The 21,369-nt window shown below is 63.5% G+C and carries 17 protein-coding genes; 15 read left to right on the plus strand and 2 right to left on the minus strand.

Annotated features, from left to right (window positions below; all coding sequences use genetic code 11):
• Positions 1–73: 73 nt before the first annotated feature.
• The 10 genes from QUH67_RS12425 (at position 74) to QUH67_RS12470 (ending at position 12,118) form a co-directional block, all read left to right on the plus strand.
• The gene (locus QUH67_RS12425; protein ID WP_300946984.1) at positions 74–1,480 is read left to right on the plus strand and encodes a hypothetical protein; all 1,407 of its coding nucleotides are present in this window, start codon (positions 74–76) and stop codon (positions 1,478–1,480) included.
• A 146-nt stretch (positions 1,481–1,626) separates the two neighbouring features.
• Positions 1,627–2,727: a c-type cytochrome biogenesis protein CcmI gene (ccmI, locus tag QUH67_RS12430; RefSeq protein WP_300946985.1), complete on the plus strand. Its 1,101-nt coding sequence runs from the start codon at positions 1,627–1,629 to the stop codon at positions 2,725–2,727.
• Positions 2,728–2,825: 98 nt separating this feature from the next.
• Positions 2,826–3,317 carry a cytochrome c maturation protein CcmE gene (ccmE, locus tag QUH67_RS12435; protein ID WP_300946986.1) on the plus strand — a complete coding sequence of 164 codons (492 nt, stop codon included), beginning with the start codon at positions 2,826–2,828 and terminating at the stop codon, positions 3,315–3,317.
• A complete protein-coding gene (locus QUH67_RS12440) occupies positions 3,314–5,296 on the plus strand; it encodes a heme lyase CcmF/NrfE family subunit (protein WP_300946987.1) in 1,983 nt (660 codons plus the stop codon). The genes ccmE and QUH67_RS12440 overlap by 4 nt, the downstream gene beginning before the upstream one ends.
• Positions 5,297–5,300: 4 nt before the next feature.
• Positions 5,301–5,798: a cytochrome c-type biogenesis protein gene (locus QUH67_RS12445; protein ID WP_300946988.1), complete on the plus strand. Its 498-nt coding sequence runs from the start codon at positions 5,301–5,303 to the stop codon at positions 5,796–5,798.
• 71 nt (positions 5,799–5,869) lie between these two features.
• A complete protein-coding gene (locus QUH67_RS12450; RefSeq protein WP_300946989.1) occupies positions 5,870–6,394 on the plus strand; it encodes a DUF1993 domain-containing protein in 525 nt (174 codons plus the stop codon).
• A 418-nt stretch (positions 6,395–6,812) separates the two neighbouring features.
• Entirely contained in the window at positions 6,813–7,586 is a 774-nt protein-coding gene (locus tag QUH67_RS12455; RefSeq protein ID WP_300946990.1) for a helix-turn-helix transcriptional regulator, read from the plus strand.
• 164 nt (positions 7,587–7,750) lie between these two features.
• On the plus strand, positions 7,751–9,451 hold the full coding sequence (locus QUH67_RS12460; protein ID WP_300946991.1) for a type I secretion system permease/ATPase: 1,701 nt from the start codon (positions 7,751–7,753) through the stop codon (positions 9,449–9,451).
• Complete coding sequence (locus QUH67_RS12465) at positions 9,441–10,748, plus strand: HlyD family type I secretion periplasmic adaptor subunit (protein WP_300946992.1); 1,308 nt, start codon at positions 9,441–9,443, stop codon at positions 10,746–10,748. Before QUH67_RS12460 ends, QUH67_RS12465 begins: the two co-directional genes overlap by 11 nt.
• A gap of 212 nt (positions 10,749–10,960) precedes the next feature.
• On the plus strand, positions 10,961–12,118 hold the full coding sequence (locus tag QUH67_RS12470; RefSeq protein ID WP_300946993.1) for a calcium-binding protein: 1,158 nt from the start codon (positions 10,961–10,963) through the stop codon (positions 12,116–12,118).
• 65 nt (positions 12,119–12,183) lie between these two features.
• Here QUH67_RS12470 and QUH67_RS12475 read toward each other — a convergent pair whose 3' ends face one another.
• Entirely contained in the window at positions 12,184–12,900 is a 717-nt protein-coding gene (locus QUH67_RS12475; RefSeq protein ID WP_300946994.1) for a hypothetical protein, read from the minus strand.
• A gap of 197 nt (positions 12,901–13,097) precedes the next feature.
• Here QUH67_RS12475 and QUH67_RS12480 point away from each other — a divergent pair, with 197 nt between their 5' ends.
• The gene (locus QUH67_RS12480; protein ID WP_300946995.1) at positions 13,098–13,232 is read left to right on the plus strand and encodes a hypothetical protein; all 135 of its coding nucleotides are present in this window, start codon (positions 13,098–13,100) and stop codon (positions 13,230–13,232) included.
• A gap of 69 nt (positions 13,233–13,301) precedes the next feature.
• Here the strand turns inward: QUH67_RS12480 and QUH67_RS12485 are convergent, their stop codons facing one another.
• Positions 13,302–14,018: a hypothetical protein gene (locus QUH67_RS12485; RefSeq protein WP_300946996.1), complete on the minus strand. Its 717-nt coding sequence runs from the start codon at positions 14,016–14,018 to the stop codon at positions 13,302–13,304.
• Between the two features lie 381 nt (positions 14,019–14,399).
• Between QUH67_RS12485 and QUH67_RS12490 the strand changes: the two genes are divergently transcribed.
• From QUH67_RS12490 to QUH67_RS12505, 4 genes are all read left to right on the plus strand, one after another.
• Positions 14,400–15,986, plus strand: coding sequence for a Do family serine endopeptidase (locus tag QUH67_RS12490; protein WP_300946997.1), 1,587 nt, complete (start codon positions 14,400–14,402; stop codon positions 15,984–15,986).
• A gap of 274 nt (positions 15,987–16,260) precedes the next feature.
• On the plus strand, positions 16,261–16,941 hold the full coding sequence (locus QUH67_RS12495) for a response regulator transcription factor (RefSeq protein ID WP_300948019.1): 681 nt from the start codon (positions 16,261–16,263) through the stop codon (positions 16,939–16,941).
• Positions 16,925–18,391: a sensor histidine kinase gene (locus QUH67_RS12500; protein WP_300946998.1), complete on the plus strand. Its 1,467-nt coding sequence runs from the start codon at positions 16,925–16,927 to the stop codon at positions 18,389–18,391. The genes QUH67_RS12495 and QUH67_RS12500 overlap by 17 nt, the downstream gene beginning before the upstream one ends.
• Complete coding sequence (locus QUH67_RS12505) at positions 18,388–21,324, plus strand: bifunctional [glutamine synthetase] adenylyltransferase/[glutamine synthetase]-adenylyl-L-tyrosine phosphorylase (protein WP_300946999.1); 2,937 nt, start codon at positions 18,388–18,390, stop codon at positions 21,322–21,324. The genes QUH67_RS12500 and QUH67_RS12505 overlap by 4 nt, the downstream gene beginning before the upstream one ends.
• Positions 21,325–21,369: the final 45 nt, after the last annotated feature.

Consider the following 21,369-nt stretch of genomic DNA (forward strand, 5'->3'; position numbering starts at 1 on the left):
TTAACGCGCGCACTTCTAAGATCGCGGGCGGGCGCTTTGCCCGTCCCATGACACGCATATCCACGCCAGGCGAATGAGCCAGACATCGACCGAGCGGCTGAGGGATTATCTCGCCCAGCTCCCGCCCCAATCGCAGGCGCTGCTGATGCGGGAGTTCGAGCGCGCCATCGAGCGCGGCGAGGACACGGTCGTCGCCAATTTCGTGCTCGAGCAGCTTCGCAAGGTTGTGCGCGGAACCGAGGAAGACGACGAGGTGCGGCCGCGGACCGACGATCCGGCGCGATTGCTGTACGCGCCGCTCGAACCGTTTCTGGTCGAGGGTAATTTTCCGGTCAGGGTCGGGCAGATCCGACGCACGTCGCTGCTTCCGATCTGGCAATGGCTGGAGCGCGAAGGGGCGTCTGAAGCCGTGCGCGCGTTCGAATCCGGGCTCGCCGCGATCAGGCAGAGTGGCTCCACCGCCGGCCTCGAAAGCGCCACCCGCAAATTCCAGCTCGCCGCGGCCGATGCGATCGTCAATGTCGCCACACCCGTCGCGGGCGACGACAGGCAGCGGTCGCTTTCCCGGATCGGTCCGCCCAACATCGTCGAGGACCTGCTCTCGGTCGGCGGTGTGCTGCGGGCGCGCGAGACGCTGGATACGCTCGGCACTCGGATGCCGAGCCAGATGCGCGTGTTCGCCGAATCCCAGATCGCCTCGGTGAGTGCGGCGCTCAACGTTCCGACGCTGCAAACCCCTCAATTGCTGCCGTTCGCGCTGTCGCTCATCATGCAGCGGCTGGCGCAGCCGTGGCAGATCATCCGCCTGGCGGTCAAGATGGCGGCCTCCGACGACGAGTTGCGCGTGGCCGCCACGCCCTACGGCATCGCCGTCACGATCGCGCTGCACGACCTGTCGTTCCTGACGGCCTGCGTGCGCACGGACATCCGGCGCGGCCATTTCGACAATGTCGGCGAGCCGCTGAAGATCCTGCACGACGGGGTGCGCGGGCTGCGCACCGAACTGGACCTGCGCAACGATTCCGCATGGGGCCGTCAATTGACCGCGATCCGCGCCGAAATTTCCAATGCGCTGAGGTCGGAGATCGAAAGCGTGCCCGGCCGGGTTCGCCGCATCCTGCGCCAGCGCCCCGACAAGGATATCGCTTCCTCGCCGAAGATCGACGCTTCAGAGGTCGAAGAGATCGCGGCCCTGATCGATTTCGTGGCGGTGTGCCGCACCTATGCCAGCGAACTCGCCATCAACGAGGTCACGTTGCGGACCTACTCCGACCTGCAGCATTATGTCGAACGCTCCACCGAGAGCCTGGTGCAGGCGCTGCGGGGCGGCGACCCCCAGGCGCGCGCGTTCCGCCAGATGCAGGCCAAAGCCGCGATCCGGTTCTGCGAAATCCTGTTCGGCCACGACTATGCGTCGCTGATGAGCCGGGCAGCCGAAAATGCCGTCACCGGTGAGCGCAAAGCGACCAAGGCCGGGTAGGACGGGATTCCCCTGAATTCCTGCCGGGCGGGCTGAATAGGCTGGTTTTTCTACCGCAATTGTCAATTGCCGGGCTTGCCGCCGGTGGTGTAAAGCGGCGCATCGGCGCTTTACAAAAGGGCGTCGCCTCGCCCGGGAACTGCTTGATGACGCTGTGGTTTGTGTTCGCGCTGATGACGGTCGCGGCGATCTTTGCCGTGCTCTGGCCGCTAAGCCGGAGAGCCTCCGCGTCGGCCGGCGGCAGCGAGGCAGCCGTCTACAAGGATCAGCTTGCCGAGATCGAGCGCGATGTTGCCGCGGGCCTGATCGGCGTCTCCGAGGCCGAGGCCGCGCGCGTCGAAATCAGCCGCCGCCTGCTGGCTGCGGATAGTCAGCCTGAGTTTCCGGTGCGATCGAGTCTCGCGCTGCGCCGAGGTTCCGCCGTGGTGGCGCTGGTGGGTTTGCCGGTCGCGGCCGTGATGTTCTACCTCGCGTTCGGATCACCGTGGCTCGGCGATTTTCCGCTGGCCTCCCGCGCCCGCACCGCTGACGTCAACCAGCCGCTGGAAAACATGGTGGCGCAGGTCGTGGCTCATCTGGAAAAGAACCCGGCTGACGCCCGCGGCTGGACCGTGCTGGCGCCGGTACTGGCGCGTCTCGGCCGGTACGATGACGCAGTCGGGGCCTATCGCAACGTCATCACCTATGCCGGCGACAACGCCGAGCGCCGCGCCGATCTCGGTGAAGCGCTTTCGCTGGTGGCGGGCGGCGTCGTCACGGCGGAGGCCAAGGCCGAGTTCGAACGCGCGGTCGCGCAGGACGCCGACGAGCCCAGGGCCAACTATTTCCTCGGGCTCGCGGCCGAACAGGATGGCCGCCGGGCCGACGCCGCCGCGATCTGGCGCGCGCTGCTCGCCAAGGCGCCGGCGGACGCGTCGTGGCGGCCGCTGGTTCAGGACGCCCTGACCAGGGTCGGTGGCTCCGCCGCGCCGCCGCTGTCCACTGAAGCGATGGCCGCCGCCAAGGACATGAGCGATCCCGATCGTAGCGCGATGATCAGCAGCATGGTCGATCGTCTCGCGGCGCGGCTGAAACAGAATGGCGACGATGTCGAGGGATGGCTGCGGCTGATGCGCGCCTATATGGTGATGGGCCAGCGCGACAAGGCGGCCAGCGCGCTGACCGACGCGCGGCAGGCCGTCGCGGCCGACGCCGAACGCTTGCGCCAGCTCAATGAGGGCGCAAAGAGTCTCGGGCTAGATGGGTAGTGCATGAGGCCGAAAAGTGTGAACCGGTTTTCGGACAACATCATGCGCAAGAGCGGCCGACGAATGTCGGAACCTGAAGGCGGGAACTGAGGTTAGAAATGACGCGCAAGCAACGGCGTTTGACCATGATCGGCGGTTCGCTCGCTGTGCTCGCCATCGCCGCGGCGCTGGTCCTCAACGCCATGCGCGGTTCCATCGTGTTCTTTTCCACGCCGACGATGGCGGCCGAGAAGCAGATCCCGGCCGGCAAGCGGTTCCGTCTCGGCGGCCTGGTGCAGCCGGGCTCGCTGGTGAAGGGCGACAACCTCGCCGTCAATTTCAGCATCGCCGACGGCGCCGCCACGCTGCCGGTCGCCTACAAGGGATTGCTGCCGGACCTGTTCCGCGAAGGGCAGGGCGTCGTCGCCGAGGGTGCGCTGGATGCGTCCGGCGTGTTCAAGGCCGACACGGTGCTGGCCAAGCATGACGAGACCTACATGCCCAAGGATGTCGCCGACGCCCTGAAGAAGCAGGGTCATTGGAAGGACGATTACGGCGCCAAGCCCGGCGCTGCAACCTCGGCCGGGCCGACGCAGGGAGCTGCCAAGTGATCGCGGAAGCCGGCCATTACGCGCTGGTGCTGGCGCTCGCGCTGGCGCTGATCCAGTCCACGGTGCCGTTGCTCGGTGCGCGCTGGGGCGATCATGCGCTGATGAATGTCGCGCGCTCCACCGCGCTGGCGCAATTGCTGTTCGTGGCGTTGTCGTTCGCGGCGCTGACGATGCTGTACGTGACGTCGGACTTCTCCGTCGTCAACGTGTTCGAGAACTCGCACTCGACGAAGCCGCTGCTCTACAAGATCACCGGCGTGTGGGGCAATCACGAGGGCTCGATGCTGCTGTGGGTGTCGATCCTGGCGCTGTTCGGCGGACTGGTCGCCGCGTTCGGCAACAATCTGCCGCTGTCGCTGCGCGCGCATGTGCTGGCGGTGCAGGGCTGGATCGCGGCGACGTTCTATCTGTTCATCCTGGTCACCTCGAATCCGTTCCTGCGAATCGCAAATCCGCCGATCGAGGGCCGCGACCTCAACCCGGTGCTGCAGGATATCGGCCTCGCCGTGCATCCGCCGATGCTCTATCTCGGCTATGTCGGGTTCTCGATCTCGTTCTCGTTCGCGGTGGCCGCGCTGATCGAAGGCCGCATCGATGCCGCCTGGGCGCGCTGGGTGCGGCCGTGGACGCTGGTGGCGTGGATCTTCCTCACGCTCGGCATCGCGATGGGATCGTACTGGGCCTATTACGAGCTCGGCTGGGGCGGCTGGTGGTTCTGGGACCCGGTCGAGAACGCCTCGCTGATGCCGTGGCTTTCCGGCACCGCGTTGCTGCATTCGGCGGTCGTGATGGAAAAGCGCAACGCGCTGAAGGTCTGGACCATTCTTCTTTCGATCCTGACCTTCTCGCTGTCGCTGCTCGGCACCTTCCTGGTGCGCTCGGGCGTGCTGACCTCGGTGCATTCGTTCGCGACCGACCCGACGCGCGGCGTGTTCATCCTGCTGATCCTCTGCCTGTTCATCGGCGGCAGCTTGTCGCTGTTCGCCGGGCGGGCATCGTCGCTGAAGCAAGGCGGACTGTTCGCGCCGATCTCGCGCGAGGGCGCGCTGGTGCTCAACAACCTGTTTCTGACCGTGGCTTGCGCCACGGTGTTTGTCGGAACGCTGTATCCGATGGCGTACGAAGTCCTGACCGCCGACAAGATCTCTGTCGGCGCTCCCTATTTCAACCTTACCTTCGGTCCGCTGTGGATGGCGCTGATGCTCGCGGTGCCGTTTGGACCTCTCTTGGCGTGGAAGCGCGGGGACCTGGCCGCCGCGGCGCAGCGGCTGATGGCGGCGGGCATCGTGTCGCTGATCGCCGTCGCCGTGCTGTGGGCGTGGATCCGGGGCGGCGCCACCTTCGCGCCGCTGGCAATCGGACTCGCCATCTTCGTCATCGCCGGCGCCTTGACCGATCTTGTCGAACGCACCGCGCTGTTTCGTGCGCCGCTCGCGACCGCGCTTGCCCGCGCCCGCGGATTGCCGCGCGCGACCTGGGGTGCTGCGTTCGCCCATGCCGGCATCGGCATCGCCCTGATCGGGATCGTCTGCGAAACCACCTGGAACAGCGAATATATCGGTTCGATGAAGCCGAACGAGACTGCGAACGTCGCCGGTTATCAGTTGAAGCTCGACGGCGTCACGCAGCGGCAGGGACCGAATTTCCGCGAGATGATCGCGCAGTTCACCGTCACGCGCGACGGCGAGACGCTGCGCGTGATGACGCCCTCGAAGCGCAATTTCGCCACACGGGGATCGTCGACCACGGAGGCGGCGCTGCTGACCCGCGGCGCCAGCCAGCTTTACGTTTCGCTCGGCGACACCAATGCCGATGGCGCCATCGCCGTGCGCATCTATCACAAGCCGATGGTGCTCATGATCTGGTGGGGCCCGGTGCTGATGGCGTTCGGCGGGCTGCTGTCGCTGTCGGACCGGCGGCTGCGCGTCGGCGCGCCGAAGCCCGCCAAGCCGGCCCGCGCCTTGCAGCCGGCGGAGTAGGCCATTGCGGAAACTCATCGCCTTTCTATTCGTCGCCGTCGTGCTGGTCGGAGGCGCTCCCGCCCACGCGGTGCAACCCGACGAGATCATGTCGGACCCCGCCAAGGAAGCCCGCGCGCGCGACCTGTCGCGCGAGTTGCGCTGCATGGTGTGCCAGAACCAGTCGATCGATGATTCCGACGCGCCGCTGGCGCGCGACCTGCGGCTCTTGGTGCGCGAGCGCATCGCGACCGGCGACAGCGACGGCCAGGTGATCGATTTCCTGGTGGCGCGCTATGGCGAGTTCGTGCTGCTGAAGCCGCGCTTCACGCCGCACACGCTGCTGCTGTGGCTGCTGCCCCCGCTGGCGTTGATCGGCGGCGGTGTGGCGCTGTGGCTCTACAGCCGCCGCCGCCCGAACGCCGGCGCCGCGGCCGATCCCGCGCTCTTGCACCTGACGGCAGAGGAGGAGGCGAGGCTGGAGCGCCTGCTCGCGGCCGATACGCCGGACAAGAAGGCCTGAGTCGCCGTTACAAGCGGAAGGGTTTCCGCTAAGATTTTCCCTGTTCAAAACAGCATCAGGGGGAATACGAAATGGCCTTCTCACTCTACGACGCCAGCGTGGCGAATTACCTGCAGACCCTCGGCGCGGTCGGCGGCTTCCTCGATCGCGGCCTGGCGCATTTTCGCGACAACAACATCGACCCTGAAGCGATCGTCGAGGCACGCCTGACGCCAGACATGCTGCCGCTGCGCTTCCAGATCATCTCCGTCGCCCAGCATTCCCGAGGCGCCATCGAGGCTGCGCAGAGCGGAGAATTTCGTCCGCCAGCGTCCAAGACGCCGTACGACTACGCCGGATTGCAGGCGCTGGTGGCGCAGACCCGCGAAGCCCTGGAGGCGTGGACGCCCGACGCCGTCAACGCGCTCGGCGGCCGCGATGTCGTCTTCCTTCTCGGCGACCATAAGCTGCCCTTCACGACCGAAGGGTTTTTGATGTCATTCTCGCTGCCCAATTTCTATTTCCACGCCACCACCGCCTACGACATCCTGCGCACCAACGGCGTGCCGCTCGGCAAGCGCGATTTCATGGGCCGGATGAAGATGAAGAAGGGCTGAAAGTTTCGCAGGCGGCGCAGCTCGCCATCGTTGCGTCGCAGAGCGTAGATCGCGCGAGCAGCGAGCGTTTCGCAACGCTGCCATGCGGGTGCCGAAAGCGTGAGTGCCGGTTGAGCTATCTAACACTTCTTTTCGGACTCGCGGGAATTGATCGTGAATACTACGTACGATTGTGTGTAGGGTTGATAGCCTTGGCCGATCTGAGATTTTCGGTGCGGGCGCCACATGGTGGCGAACGAAATCTGAATGAAATTGTATCAACGGAACTTAAGACGAGTTTGGCTGCAACGTTGAGAAATTCCAGACCCTCGCCGTCGCGAATGTTTGATGAGCGATTTTGTCTTGCGCAACATAAGGTCGCATGAAAGGTTGAAGCAACCTTACGTAATGATCAATCCAGATCTACGTTTGTTCGATCTTGCTGCAAGAATCGGTAAGCGAATTTGCCGAGGTTGGTATGGACTGCAAGAGAATCGAGCCTGCTCTTGATGCGATTGCGCATGCACATGAGTCAAACGAACTTCTGAAAGTGATGAAGGAATTGCGGCAGATCTACGGTCTTTCGCACTTGGCTTACGCCGGATTGCAGATGCCGGACCTGGCCGACAGTGCGCCGCATTTTATCCTGACGTATCCGGACGAGTGGATGGAACGTTATTGGAAGGAGGAATTTTTTCGTATCGATCCTGTATGTGCGGCGAGCAAGACGGGCTTTTTGCCGATCGACTGGAGCACGCTCGGCCTTCAGTCGCCTGATGCCCGCTATTTTTTCTCTGAAGCCTCAAAATATGGAGTTGGGGAACCCGGAATGTCGTTCCCGATGCGCGGCCCCGACGGAGACGCTGGCGCGTTTTCATTTACAGTAAACGTGAAGCCGGAGGAATGGAGCGCGTTCAAGAGCAAGAACCAATTCGAGATTGCGTTCGTCGGGCTCCATTTTCATGACCGTGTCGTCCGGATTTGGTCCGATGAGCACGGGCTCAGGGTGAGGCCTTCGCTGACGGCGCGAGAGCGCCAATGTCTGCAGGGGGTAGCCGAGGGTGATCCACCGAAGAAGATCGCGACCACGCTCAAGCTGTCGGAAGCTGCGGTGCGTCTCTACTTGAAACGCGCGCGTGCCAGATTGGGCGCCGTCAATCTCATCCAAGCGGTGATCATTGCATTACGCGCCAATCTGATCACTGTTCGCTAGCGGTACGTCAGGCGCTATCGATTTTGATATATTGCGGCACCGTTGATTGTCGGCGACAGTAGCCCTCGCGAGGAGATGCGCAACGTCATTTGCTTGCGCGTGGCCGCGGCTGGGAATGACGGCGTGGTATCGACATGCATTTGCCGCGGCAATCGAATGCCGGATTGAAGCTTGGGTTCGCCGTCTGGAGTGCCGCCATCTTTTCAGGAATGGCGAACCTGCTCGGGCTGACGGGTCCGATATTCATGCTTGAAATCTACGACCGGGTCATTCCCAGCCGTAGCATTTCGACGCTGAGTGCTCTGCTCGTCCTTGCCGCCGGCCTCTATGCGTTTTCCGGTTTCTTTGACGTGTTGCGCTTTCGCGTGATGGCGCGGATCGCGTCAAGCGTGGATGCCAGCCTGTCAGCCCGCGTCTTCGCGATCATAGCCAAGGCGCCGCTCAAGGGGCAGGTCGAGGGCGATGCATTGCGCCCGGCCCGCGATCTCGATCAGGTGCGAGGCTTCCTGACGAGCCAGGGACCTTCGGCACTGTTTGATCTGCCCTGGACGCCGCTCTACATCGCCGTCTGTTTTCTATTGCATCCGTTGGTGGGATGGTTCGTCGTTGCGGGAACTGTCGTTCTCGCCGGGCTGACAGTCGTCACGGATATCCGGACCCGTCGGCTGCTCAAGGAGGCGAGCGCCGCGCAAGCCGCCAGGAACAAGTTTGGCGAGGCCGCGAACCGCGACGCGGAGGCGTTCGCGGCGATGGGTTTGACGTCGAGAGCGTCGGTTCATTGGGAGCAGGCGCACGGCGAATATACTCGCCTTCAGCGCGCAGCAGGCGATATCGGGGGAACGTTGTCGGGCGTATCGAAGGCGTTTCGCTATCTTCTGCAATCGGCCGCCCTCGGCCTTGGGGCCTATCTCGTGATCTATGACGAGATGAGCGCAGGTATGATCGTTGCGGGATCGATCATCGTCGCGAAGGCGCTCGCGCCTGCCGAGCATGTGATCGGAAACTGGCGCGGCATGCTGGGCGCCCGCGAGGCCTGGAAGCGCCTCGGCGAGCTGATGGCGCATTTTCCGGTGGAGGGCGAGCGCACGGCCATCCCATCGCCGTCGCGTTCGCTTGCTGTCGAGGGTGTCTACATAGCGCCTCCGTCCGATCCCCGTAGGCTCACGGTGCAGAATGTGACGTTCGCGCTGAAAGGGGGCAGTGTCCTCGGCGTTCTCGGTCCGAGCGGCTCGGGCAAATCCTCTCTCATTCGCGGGCTCGTCGGCGTCTGGCCCCTCATACGTGGCTCCGTTCGTCTCGATAACGCGACGCTCGACCAATGGACGCCGGAAGAGCGTGGCCGCTTTGTCGGCTACATGCCGCAAGCCGTCGAGTTGTTTCCCGGCACCATTGCGGAGAACATCGCGCGGCTCGATCCATCCGCGGACGACGACGGGATTGTCGCAGCGGCACTGGCGGCGGGCGTTCACGATATGATTGTCCAGCTTCCGGATGGATATGAGACGCGCGTCGGTGAAAGGGGGCTCGGCCTTTCGGCAGGACAGCGCCAGCGGATCGCGCTGGCGCGCGCACTCTACTGCAATCCATTCATGGTCGTTCTGGATGAGCCGAATTCCAACCTAGACACGGAGGGGGAGCGGGCCCTGACGCAAGCCATCAAGGGTGTTCGGACGAGGGGCGGTATCGTCATCGTGGTGGCGCATCGCGCCGGTATTCTGGCGTCGCTCGATTTTGTTCTTGCGATGGACGCCGGCATGGTCCGCTCCTTCGGGCCGCGCGATGCCGTCCTGAAGCAGGGCCAAAGGGCGACCGTCGTTCCGCCGCTGAAAGTGATCGAAGGCGAGGCGGTCGCGCATGAAGCCTGATGACCAGGGAGTGATCAGGCACTCGCTCCGCCTTCACGTGCTGGCGGGTATTGCCGCCATCCTGATGCTGGTGTTCGGCGTCGGCGGTTGGGCCGCGACCACGGAATTGTCCGGGGCTGTCATCGCGCCGGGCAATGTCATCGTGGAGGGCAGCGTGAAGCAGGTTCAGCATCCGATCGGCGGCGTGGTCGCTGAACTGCTGGTTCGCGAGGGCCAGATTGTCGAGGCCGGTGACGTGCTGGTACGGCTGGACGCCACCATCACGCGGGCAAACCTCGCGATCGTCACCAAGAATCTCAACGAATTGTTTGCGCGCCAGGCCCGGCTCGAGGCCGAACGGGACGGTATAGCCGACGTCGCAACGCCCGCCGAACTCGCGGCGCGGCTGGATGCCGCCGCCGTCCGCAACGTCATGGAGCGGGAACGCCGGCTGTTTGCGCACCGCCGCGAGGCACGCGAGGGTCAGAGAGGGCAATTGCGCGAACGGATCGCGCAATTGAACGAAAAGATCCGGGGGCAGGCCGCGCAGCAGGAAGCCAAGAGCGAGGAAATCGACCTGATCGAGAAGGAACTGGTCGGCGTTCGAAGTCTCTTCGACAAAGGCCTCGTCCCGATCGACCGCGTCAACAATCTTGCGCGCGCGGCGGCCCGTCTCAACGGCGAACGTGGCGCGCTCATTGCTGCGACCGCGGAGGTGCGCGGACACATTACGGAAGTCGAACTGCAGCTTCTGCAGGTTGATCAAACGCTGCGCAGCGAGGTCGCAACCGAACTTCGTGACGTGAACGTGAGACAGGGCGAACTGCTGGAGCGCGAAGTGACGGCAAGGGATCAACTCGGTCGCATTGAGTTGCGAGCGCCGATACGAGGTCTGATTCATCAGCTCGCGATCCACACCATCGGCGGGGTAATCTCGCCGGCGGAGGCGCTGATGCGGATCGTTCCCCAGGGGACTGATCTGACCGTCGAGGCACGCGTCGCCGCAAAGGACATCGATCAGGTCGCGCTTCAGCAAAGCGCAATACTTCGGCTGACCGCCTTCAATCGAAACACCACGCCGCAACTAGGCGGCACGGTGACGCGCATCTCGGGCGACGTGGTGAAGGATGACAGCGGCGCGACTTACTATCGCGTCGGCATTGCCATCGGCCCGGACGAGCTTGCCAGGCTCGGCAAGATGACGCTCATCCCCGGCATGCCGGCGGAATGCTACATCCTCACCGGCGATCGCACGGTCTTGTCGTACTTCGCGAAGCCGCTGCGTGACCACACGCACCGCATTTTCCGGGAAGACTGAATTTCCGACGGGCGTGGTGATGTCTACGTGTAGATCACGTGACGATATGCGCATGCATCACGCGCGTGCGCTTGAAAACGATTAATCTCAACCGGAAATACCGACTATCGAAATTGATATAGCGTTTATCGAGATCGATATATTGAGCGAAAGTGAGAAGCGTAATCCCATGGTGATGCCGACGAGAGCGGCGACAAACATGGGAGACGACAATGCCAAATTTCGATGGGACGGATGGCCAAGACATTTTCACTGGCGACTTCACGGGTGAACTGATCCGCGGCTTTGGCGGAAACGATTTCTTGAGCGGTGGCGGCGGCGACGACCAAATTGATGGCGGCGACGGCAACGACTTCCTCAATGGTGACGACGGTTGGGACGTCATCGATGGTGGCTTTGGTGGTGACCATATCTCCGGCGGAACCGGGAACGATCAGCTCGACGGCGGACCGGGCTTCGATGTCGATGACATTCACGGCGACGCCGGCAACGACACAATCTGGGGCGGGGACGGCGGCGACATTCTAGACGGTGGTGCCGACGTCGATACCATCATGGGCGAAGGTGGCAACGATCTCATCCTTGGCGGGACTGAAGGCGACTTTCTCTACGGCCAGGAGGGCGCCGATACACTTCTCGGTGAAAGCGGCGCGGACCACCTGGAAGGCGGTATCGGCAATGACACTTTGTCCGGCGGTTCTGAAGGGGACGAGCTTCTCGGTGATGCTGGAGACGACCATTTGAATGGTGATGGGGGCAACGACATTATTCTGGGGGGAGACAATGTCGACACGATCGATGGTGGTGACGGAGACGATATTCTCCTCGGAGAGAACGGTGACGACACGATCAATGGCGGCGAAGGATATGATCAAATCAGCGGGGGAGATGGCATCGATACCATTACCGACCTTCTCGGTACTCGCGGCTTTGTGAATGGTGGAACGGGCAACGACGACATCACGGTGGCAACTGCGCTCAACGAGGTTTATGGCGGTGTGGGCAACGACACCATCAGGTTGAACGGCGGTAATAATCTGGTCGATGCGGGTACCGACAATGATGTCATTATCGACAACACGAATGGCGTCGTCGCAATCGAGGGTGGTCTCGGCAATGATACGTTCGTTCACAACAACAGTGGCGTAACGAGCATCTCGGATGCGGGCGGATTGGATGTGCTGATCTTCAACGTCGCCGATGTCACCACGCTTCAGTTCTTCCAGTCAGGGAATGACTTGATCATAGCGGATGCGCTCGACACCAATTTCCAGAACTACGTTGATGTGGTCGGCTTCTTCGATCCAGCCAACGCGGATACGTTGGAATTCGTGTTTGACGTCAACGGCAACGGCATCCAGATCAGCTAAAGCTGCTGGGAATAGAAGTGGCGCAGGACGATAATCTCCTGCGCCGTTTTTGCGATCCGATGCTGTTATTGATCGGTCAGTGCGTCGCGCTTGGCGATCAGGTCAGCACGAGAGACGCTGGGGTATTCGATCTTGCTGGACCAATGCAGTATCGATTCATTGAAGGCCTGATAGCCTCGTTGCTTCTGTTCCTCGGAGGTGGGCACGCCACCCTCATGCACCCAACCCGTCCCATCCTTCAGGAAGGTGTAGATTTTTCCATCGTCACCGAAAGAGTAAGTGTCGGCGCCGCCGATCTTGGATCGATCGATACCGCGCGGCGCAACTTTCCTCATAATCTCGCTTATCTCGGCTTCCGACAGTTGCACCTCCGGCACCGGCGTCGTGTTTAGCCATTTGACGGCAGATTCCCGCAGAGTCTTGATCGTGGACGCCAAGGATTTGTTTGTCTCTTCCTGCCAGTCGAGCCTGTTGAGCTGATAGTTGATTTTCATCAGTTCTACCCGGCGATCCATGTCTTGCATCTGTGCCTGGAAGCGATCCTCGCTCGCTAGCGACCAAACATCCGTGGCTTGCTGCGCAGCGCTGGGGTCTTGCTTGAGCGCGGCCCTCAGGCGATCCAGCGCGTCCTGCGACAACGACACCTGCGTGGCCGGGCCACGGTCGCTGTCATCAGGCGTCGCGTTCGATGCGAGCTGTTTGGAATTTTCGTCCCCGTCGAGAGCCGTAAAGACGGTGAGAGGATTCAACGTGGCGGCTTGGCTGGAAACGGTGCTGACCATGGTTTTCTTCCTGATCCTTGTCGTTGACGGCGATGATTGGAGCTCGCGTTCAGCGACTCGCAACCTCGCTTTCGTTATTCGTTCATAGGTTGTGTCATAGACTTGTTTAACGTAAGATTTATCGGAAGCTGCTTCGACGGCTACGAATTCGATATATTAACGGCAGGTTAATAAGGTGAGCGGCTGCTGCGGGCAGCTTGCCAGCGAGCTATTCCACGCTCGACACCAACTTCGAGAATTTCGTGGACGTGGTCGGCTTCTTCGATCCAGCCAATGCGGACACGCTCGAGTATGTGTTCGAGGTCAACGGCAACGGCATCCAGATCAGCTAAATTGTTACGCCTAAGAAAACAGCGCAGGAGGAGGCCTCCTGCGCTGTTCCTCTTGAGAGGCGGTCGCTGCTATTGGCCGATCAGCGCGTTGAGCTGCGCGGTGAGGGTTGCTCGCGCGGCGCTGGTGTCCTGAATTCTGGTGGACTGGTATGCCATCGACTTGTTTGCTTCCTGAACGACGTACTCTTTCTGCTCTTCGGATGTCGGCACACCGGCCTCATGCACCCAGGCCGTTCCATCCTTTCTGAAGGTGTAGATTTTTCCGTCATCACCGAAAGAGTAGTTGTCAGCACCGCCGATCTTGGATGAATCAATGCCGCGCGGTGCCACCTTCTTGAGGATGGCCACGATCTGCGCCTCGGTAAGCTGGACGGCAGGCACCGGCGCCGTGTTTTGCCATTTTTCAAGATCATCTTTCTGGAATTTGAGTGAGGCCGTAAATGACTTGTTTATTGCGTCCTGATGATCGAGCATTTTGAACTGAAAGTTGATTTTGGCCAATTCCGCCCGCCGACGCACGTCCTGTATGTTTGCCTGGAAACGGTCCTCGCTTGCTTGCGACAAGGCAACCGCGGCTTGCCGCGGAGCGTCGGGCCGGTCTTGCTTGAGCGCGGCCTTCAGACGATCAAGTGCGTCCGGCGATAACGACACTTGCGTGGCGGGGCCACGGTCGCTGTCGTCAGTCGTCGCGTTCGGGGTGGGCTGTTTGGAGCCGTCGTCCCCGTCGAGAGCCGGATAGGCGAGGGGGTTCAACGTGGCGGCTTGGCTGGAAACGGCGCTGACCATGGTTTTCTTCCTGATCCTTGTCGCGTTGACGGCGATGATTGGAGTTCGCATTCAGCGACCCGCAACCTCGCTCTCCTTGTTCGTTCAGAGGTTGTGCCATGGATTTGTTTAACGTAAGATTTATGGAATCCCCGACTGTCAGCCTTGGGCCTAATGCAGCGAGCAGCCGTTTTGCCCCTCGGAAGCCGCTTTTCGGACAGCGCTAAGCCATTGATTGCCTGCGCTATTCCGCCGCAGTTACAAAACCCGCCCATTACAAAAGTTTAATTCCCCAGCCAGCGCGCGGTAAGGCTGAAAACCCCATGTTCAGTCCCGTCAGGTGTTCAGCCCCGCACCGTCGAGTTCATCCGCCGTTCAGATGCCCCTGGAGATCTTAGCAACATGACCGAACGTCCCGTCGATCTTTCCAAGTTTCCGTCCACCGCGCGCCGCTCGCTGTTTTCCGCGCGCAAGTTCGCGCTGATGGCGTCCGTCGTCGCCGGCCTCGGCGCCGCCGTCTACGGCTTCGCGCCGCAGCAGGCCGACATCTTCACCAGCGCGGCGCACGCGCAGGTCAACACCGAGGTCCGCAAGGTCGAGCGGCCGATCGGTTTCGCCGACATTGTCGAGCGCGTGAAGCCGTCGGTGATCTCGGTCAAGATCAACATCGCCGAGAAGGCCTCGAAGGGCGACGACAGCGCCAACAAGGACGACGACTCGCCGTTCCAGCCGGGCTCGCCGATGGAGCGCTTCTTCCGCCGCTTCGGCGGTCCGGATGGCTTGCCGCCCGGCATGCGCGGCGGACCGCGTGGCGGACGTGGCCCGGTAACGGGGCAGGGTTCCGGCTTCTTCATCTCGGCTGACGGCTTTGCCGTGACCAACAACCACGTGGTCGACGGCGCCGACAAGGTCGAAGTCACCATGGACGACGGCAAGACCTACACCGCGAAGGTTATCGGCACCGATCCGCGCACGGATCTGGCGCTGATCAAGGTCGCCGGCCGCACCGACTTCCCGTTCGCCAAACTGTCGGACAGCAAGCCGCGGATCGGCGACTGGGTGCTGGCGGTCGGTAACCCGTTCGGCCTCGGCGGAACCGTGACCGCCGGCATCGTCTCGGCCTCCGGCCGCGACATCGGCAACGGCCCCTATGACGACTTCATCCAGATCGACGCGCCCGTGAACAAGGGCAACTCCGGCGGTCCGGCGTTCGATACCAACGGAGAAGTGATGGGCGTCAACACCGCGATCTATTCGCCGTCCGGCGGCAGCGTCGGCATCGCGTTCTCGATTCCCGCTTCCACGGTCAAGAACGTGATCGCGCAGCTCCGCGACAAGGGCACCGTCAGCCGCGGCTGGATCGGCGTCCAGATCCAGCCGGTGACCTCCGACATCGCCGACAGCCTCGGCATGAAGAAGGCGGAAGGCGCGCTGGTGGCGGAACCGCAGGCCAATGGCCCGGCGGCCAAGGCCGGCATCCAGTCGGGTGACGTCATCACCGCCGTCAACGGCGAGCCGGTCAAGGATGCCAAGGAACTGGCCCGCACCATCGGCGGTCTGGCGCCCGGCAACGCCGTGAAGCTCAACGTGCTGCAGAAGGGCCAGGACAAGGTCGTCAACCTGACGCTCGGCCAGTTGCCGAACACGATCGAGGCCAAGGCCGACACCGACAAGGACGACAAGGGCGGCCTGAGCAAGGGAACCGGCGTGCCGAAGCTCGGCCTTACCGTGGCCCCCGCCAACAGCGTGGCCGGCGCCGGCAGGGAAGGCGTCGTGGTCACCGAGGTCGACCCGAAGAGTGCTGCGGCCGAGCGTGGCTTCAAGGAAGGCGACGTCATCCTCGAAGTCGGCGGCAAGAGCGTCGCCAGCGCCGGCGAGGTACGCGAGGCAATCGATGCCGCGCGCACCGACAACAAGAACAGCGTTCTCATGCGCGTGAAGAGCGGCGGTTCGTCGCGCTTCGTCGCGGTCCCGCTGGCGAAAGGCTAAACGAGGACTAGATATCAGATGGAGGGTTTCGCCGGCATTCGTCGCCCCCGCCGACGGCTCCTTCCGGGGAGCGGGTGCAAAACTCGCTCCCGCCAGGTACCTTCTATCGGAACACGCCCCCCTCCGTCGGAAGGTCCAAAGGGCGGTGAGGTCCCCCAGCTTCACCGCCCGCTTTTTTCACTTGATCGAGAGAACGGCCGGTCGCCTTGCATGTGCAGGGCGGTCGCGCCATGGTGAGAGAAAGCCCATTCCTGTGACCGCAACCGCTCCGCAAATGCGCCTGCTGATCATCGAAGACGATCGCGAGTCCGCCGACTATCTGGTCAAGGCGTTCCGTGAAGTCGGCCACGTCGCCGATCTCGCCAGCGATGGCGAGGAGGGCCTGTCGATGGCCGACGGCGGCGATTACGACGTGCTGGTGGTGGACCGCATGCTGCCCAAGCGCGACGGCCTGTCGGTGATCGGCGCCCTACGCGACAAGGGCAACCGCACGCCGGTGCTGATCCTCTCCGCGCTCGGCCAGGTCGATGACCGCATCAAGGGCCTCCGCGCCGGCGGCGACGACTATCTGCCGAAGCCTTATTCATTCGCCGAGTTGCAGGCGCGCGTCGAGGTGCTGTCGCGCCGCAATGTCGGCCCCGCCGAAGAGACCACCTACCGCGTCGGCGACCTCGAACTCGATCGGCTCTCGCACCGCGTCGCCCGCGGCAAGGACGAACTGACGCTGCAGCCGCGCGAGTTTCGCCTGCTGGAATATCTGATGAAGCATGCCGGCCAGGTGGTGACCCGCACCATGCTTCTGGAAAACGTCTGGGATTATCATTTCGATCCGCAAACTAACGTCATCGACGTGCATATTTCGCGGCTGCGCTCCAAGATCGACAAGGGTTTTGAACGGCCCTTGCTGCATACGATCCGCGGCGCCGGATACATGATCCGTGACGGCCTTCGGTAAACTGGTCCGCACCACGGCGTTTCGGCTGACGCTGGTCTATCTGTTTTTGTTTGCGCTGTTTGCGGCGTCGCTGCTCGGTTATTTCGCCTGGAATACCCGGCGGCTGATCAACGAGCAGATCACCGCCACGGTGACCACCGAAACCGCCGAGATCGTCGACATCTATACACGCCGCGGCTTGCGCCTGCTCGTCCCCACGATTGAGAACCGCACGCTGCGGCCGGGCGCCAATCTCTATCTCGTCACCACGCCCGAGGGCAAAGCCATCGCCGGCAATGTCGATGCGCTGGCGCCGGGGGTGATGGCCTCGACCGGCTGGTCGGAAACCCGCTATCGCCGGCTCGACGAGCGCGACACGGCGGAGCATCGTGCGCTGGTGCATGTCACCGAACTCACCAACGGTTTCCGCCTCCTGGTCGGCCGCGACCTCGAGGAGCGGCGGCGTCTGTTCGGCATCGTCGCCAAAGCCGCGCAATGGTCCCTGCTTGTTGTTATCGTGCTCGGTATCGGCGGCGGCATCTTCGTGTCGCGGCGGGTACTGCGCCGGATCGACGCGATGACCGGCACCACCCAGCGCATCATGGCCGGCGACCTCTCCGGACGCCTTCCGGTCGGGCGATCGGGCGACGAACTCGATCGTCTCGCTGGGAATCTCAACGCGATGCTGGAGCGCATCGAGGCGCTGATGACAGGGCTGAAGGAAGTCTCCGACAACATCGCCCATGACCTGAAGACGCCGCTGACGCGGATGCGCAACCGCGCCGAGGAGGCGCTGGCGCGTTCCGGAAGCGAGGCCGACTATCGCGCCGCGCTGGAACGCACCATCGAGGAATCCGACGGCCTGATCCGCACGTTCAATGCGCTGCTGATGATCGCGCGTGCCGAGTCGGGCCAGGCGCGCGGCAACATGGACGACTTCGACGCCGCCGACGTCGCCCGGGGCATTCACGAATTGTACGAGCCACTCGCCGAGGACGACGGCATGACCCTGCGGGTCAAGGCCGCGACCGCGCGGCTGCACGGCAACCGCGAACTGATCAGTCAGGCGCTCGCCAATCTGGTCGAGAACGCCATCAAATACGGCAAGCCGTCGCCGGTGGTGCAGCCGCTGGATTCCGCCGTCGCCGCGCGGAACAGGGAGATCCTCATCGAGGCGCGCCGCGAGAACGACCATGTGCTGCTCAGCGTCACCGACCACGGGCCGGGTATTCCCGAAGCCGACCGCAAGCACGCGGTGGAGCGGTTCGTGCGGCTGGAAGCCAGCCGGACGCTGCCGGGTTCCGGGCTTGGCCTGAGCCTGGCGTCGGCGGTCGCCACCCTGCACGGGGGTGAACTCAGGCTCGGCGACTCCCATCCCGGCCTGACCGCGACGCTCGTCATACCGGCCCGATCCGCCGCGGGCGACAGGCTTGCGGCCCAAACGCAGGATGTGCCACAGAAGGTGGCATGAACGCCTCCGCCCTGGCCGCGCGGTTCGTGAGCGGGCCGCATGTCACTGCCAGCAGCACCGCCGAACAACGCTTGAACGACTGGCTCGCCGAACTGGAGCCGCAGCAGGCGGCCGAGATCGGCGCATGGCTGAATCCTCCGGCCGCCCGCGCCATCCTGCTCGGTATCGCCGAGTTCTCGCCGTACCTGTTCGACCTGGTCCGCGCCGATGCCGCGCGGCTGATCCGTCTTTTGGCCTGCGACCCGGAAGCGCATCTTACCGCGCTGATCGAGAATACCTCGCGCGATGTGCTCGCCGCTGCGAGCGATGCCGACGTGATGCAGTTGCTTCGTCGCATGAAGTCGGAGGCCGCGCTCATGATCGCGCTGTGCGACATCGGCGGGGTCTGGCCGGTGATGCGGGTGACGGCGGCGCTGACCGATCTGGCGGTCAATTCGGTCCAGGCGGCGCTGCGCTTCCTGCTCCGGCAGGAGGCCGTGCGCGGCCGCATGACCGCCGCCGATCCGGACCGGCCGGAGGAAGGCTGCGGGCTGATCGTGCTCGCGATGGGTAAGATGGGCGCGGGCGAACTGAATTATTCCAGCGACATCGACCTGATCGTGTTCTTCGATCCGGCCGCGACCTCGCTTGCGGCCGACATCGAACCGGCGCCGTTCTTCGTGCGCGTGACGCAGGCGCTCGCCCGCCTGCTGCAGCAACGCTCCGGCGAGGGCTACGTGTTCCGGGTCGATCTGCGGCTGCGACCAGATCCGGCCTCGACGCAAGTGGCGATCTCGACCGACGCGGCGCTGCATTATTACGAGCGGGAAGGGCGGACCTGGGAGCGCGCGGCGATGATCAAGGCCCGGGTTTGCGCCGGCGACGCCAGGGCGGGCGCGGCGCTGGTCGCGGAACTTGCACCGTTCGTCTGGCGCAAGCACCTGGATTTCGCAGCACTCGCCGATGTCCACGACATGAAGCGGCAGATGCAGACCTATCGCGGCCAGAGCGAAATCGCGGTCGAGGGGCACAACGTCAAGGTCGGCCGCGGCGGCATCCGCGAGATCGAGTTCTTCGCGCAGACCCAGCAGCTCATTGCCGGCGGCCGTCACCCGGAATTGCGCGTGCGCCCGACGCTGCAGGCGTTGCAGGTGCTGGCCGCCAGCAACTGGATCACGCTTCAGGCCTGCGAGGAGCTGACGGTGGCCTACGAGTTCCTGCGCCGCGTCGAGCACCGGCTGCAGATGATTGCGGACGAGCAGACGCACGCGTTGCCGGACGACGCCGAGGCCGTCGAGCGCTTTGCCAACTTCTTCGGCTATGAGAGCCGGGCGGCCTTCGCAAAGGATCTGCTCGGCCACCTCAACATCGTGCAGGGGCATTACGGAAAACTGTTCGAGGGCGATCCGACCGGCACGGTGAAGCTGCCGGAGGTCAATTACGCCGCAGGCCCTGAGGATCCCCGCCTACTCGACCATCTGGCGAATCTCGGCTTCAAGAAGCCGGTCGCGGTCGCCGGCACGGTGCAGCTCTGGATGGAGGGAAACTACCGCGGGTTACGCAACGAAGCCACAAAAGCCGCCTTCATCGAATTCGTGCCCGGGCTGATCCACGGGCTGGCGCATGCCGAGGATCCGGATGACGCTGTCATCGCGTTCGACCGTTTTCTCGGCGCCTTGCAGCGTGGCGGCCGGCTGATCTCGTTGCTGAGAGAGAACCGGGATCTGGTGGCGCTGGTGGCGCTGATCCTGGGTGCCGCGCCGCGGCTCGGCGACATGCTGGCGCGCCAGCCGCAGATCATGGACGGCCTGATCGATCCGCGTTTCTTCGGCGCGATGCCGGACCAGAAGGAACTCTCGGCGCGGCTGGCGGGGACGCTGAAGGACGCTGCCTCCTACGAAGACTTCCTCGACCGGCTGCGGCTGTTCGGACAGGAGAGCCTGTTCCTGATCGGCACGCGCATTCTCTCCGGCACGGTTTCCGCCCAGCAGGCCAGCGTTGCCTTTGCCGACGTGGCCGAGGGCATCGTGAACACCGTGCATGGCCTGGTGACGGATCAGTTCGCCGGCCAATACGGCCGCATCCGGGGGCAGGAAACCGCGATCCTCGCGATGGGCAGGCTCGGCAGCCGCGAGATGACGGCATCCTCCGACCTCGACCTGATCCTGCTGTATGATTTCGATTCCGATCATCCCGATTCCGACGGCGAGCGCTCGCTGCACGGTGCGCAATATTTCGCGCGGCTGACCCAGCGGCTGATCTCGGCGTTCACCACGCGGACCAATTATGGCGTGCTCTATGACGTAGACATGCGCCTGCGGCCTTCGGGCCGCGCCGGGCCGCTGGCCTCGCGGATCGATTCCTATGCCGACTATCAGGAACGCGAAGCCTGGACCTGGGAGCACATGGCGCTGACGCGGGCGCGGGTGATTTCGGCTTCACCGGCGTTTCGCGAGAAGATCGAGCGCATCATCCGCGCCGTGCTGACGCGGCCGCGCGACGCCGCCTCCACCGCCGGCGACGTCGCCGACATGCGCCGGGCGATCGCGCAGGAGAAGGGCGAGGACGACATCTGGGACCTCAAGCTCGCCGCCGGCGGCCTGGTCGATATCGATTTCATCGCGCAATATCTGCAGCTGGTGCATGCTTCGGAAAAACCCGAAATCCTCAGCGTCTCCACGCTGCAGGTGCTCGACAACGCCGCGCGCCTCGGCGTGCTGCGGCAGTCCGACGCCGAGATCTTGCGCTCGGCGACCCGGCTCTATCACGACCTGACGCAGATCATCCGGCTCTGCGTCACCGACAAGTTCAACCCGGAGACCTCGGGAGATAACCTGTTGCATGTGATGGCACGCGCCGGCGACACGCCGGATTTCTCGACGCTGGAAGCGCGCGTGCGCGAGACGCAAAGCGAGGTGAGGCGGGTGTTTCTGGCGCTGATGGGCGGCGGCTAGAGTCTTTTCCGTTCCGATTGAATCGGAACGGGGCTCTAGATTCTT

This window comes from Bradyrhizobium roseum, assembly GCF_030413175.1.
Taxonomy (GTDB): domain Bacteria; phylum Pseudomonadota; class Alphaproteobacteria; order Rhizobiales; family Xanthobacteraceae; genus Bradyrhizobium; species Bradyrhizobium roseum.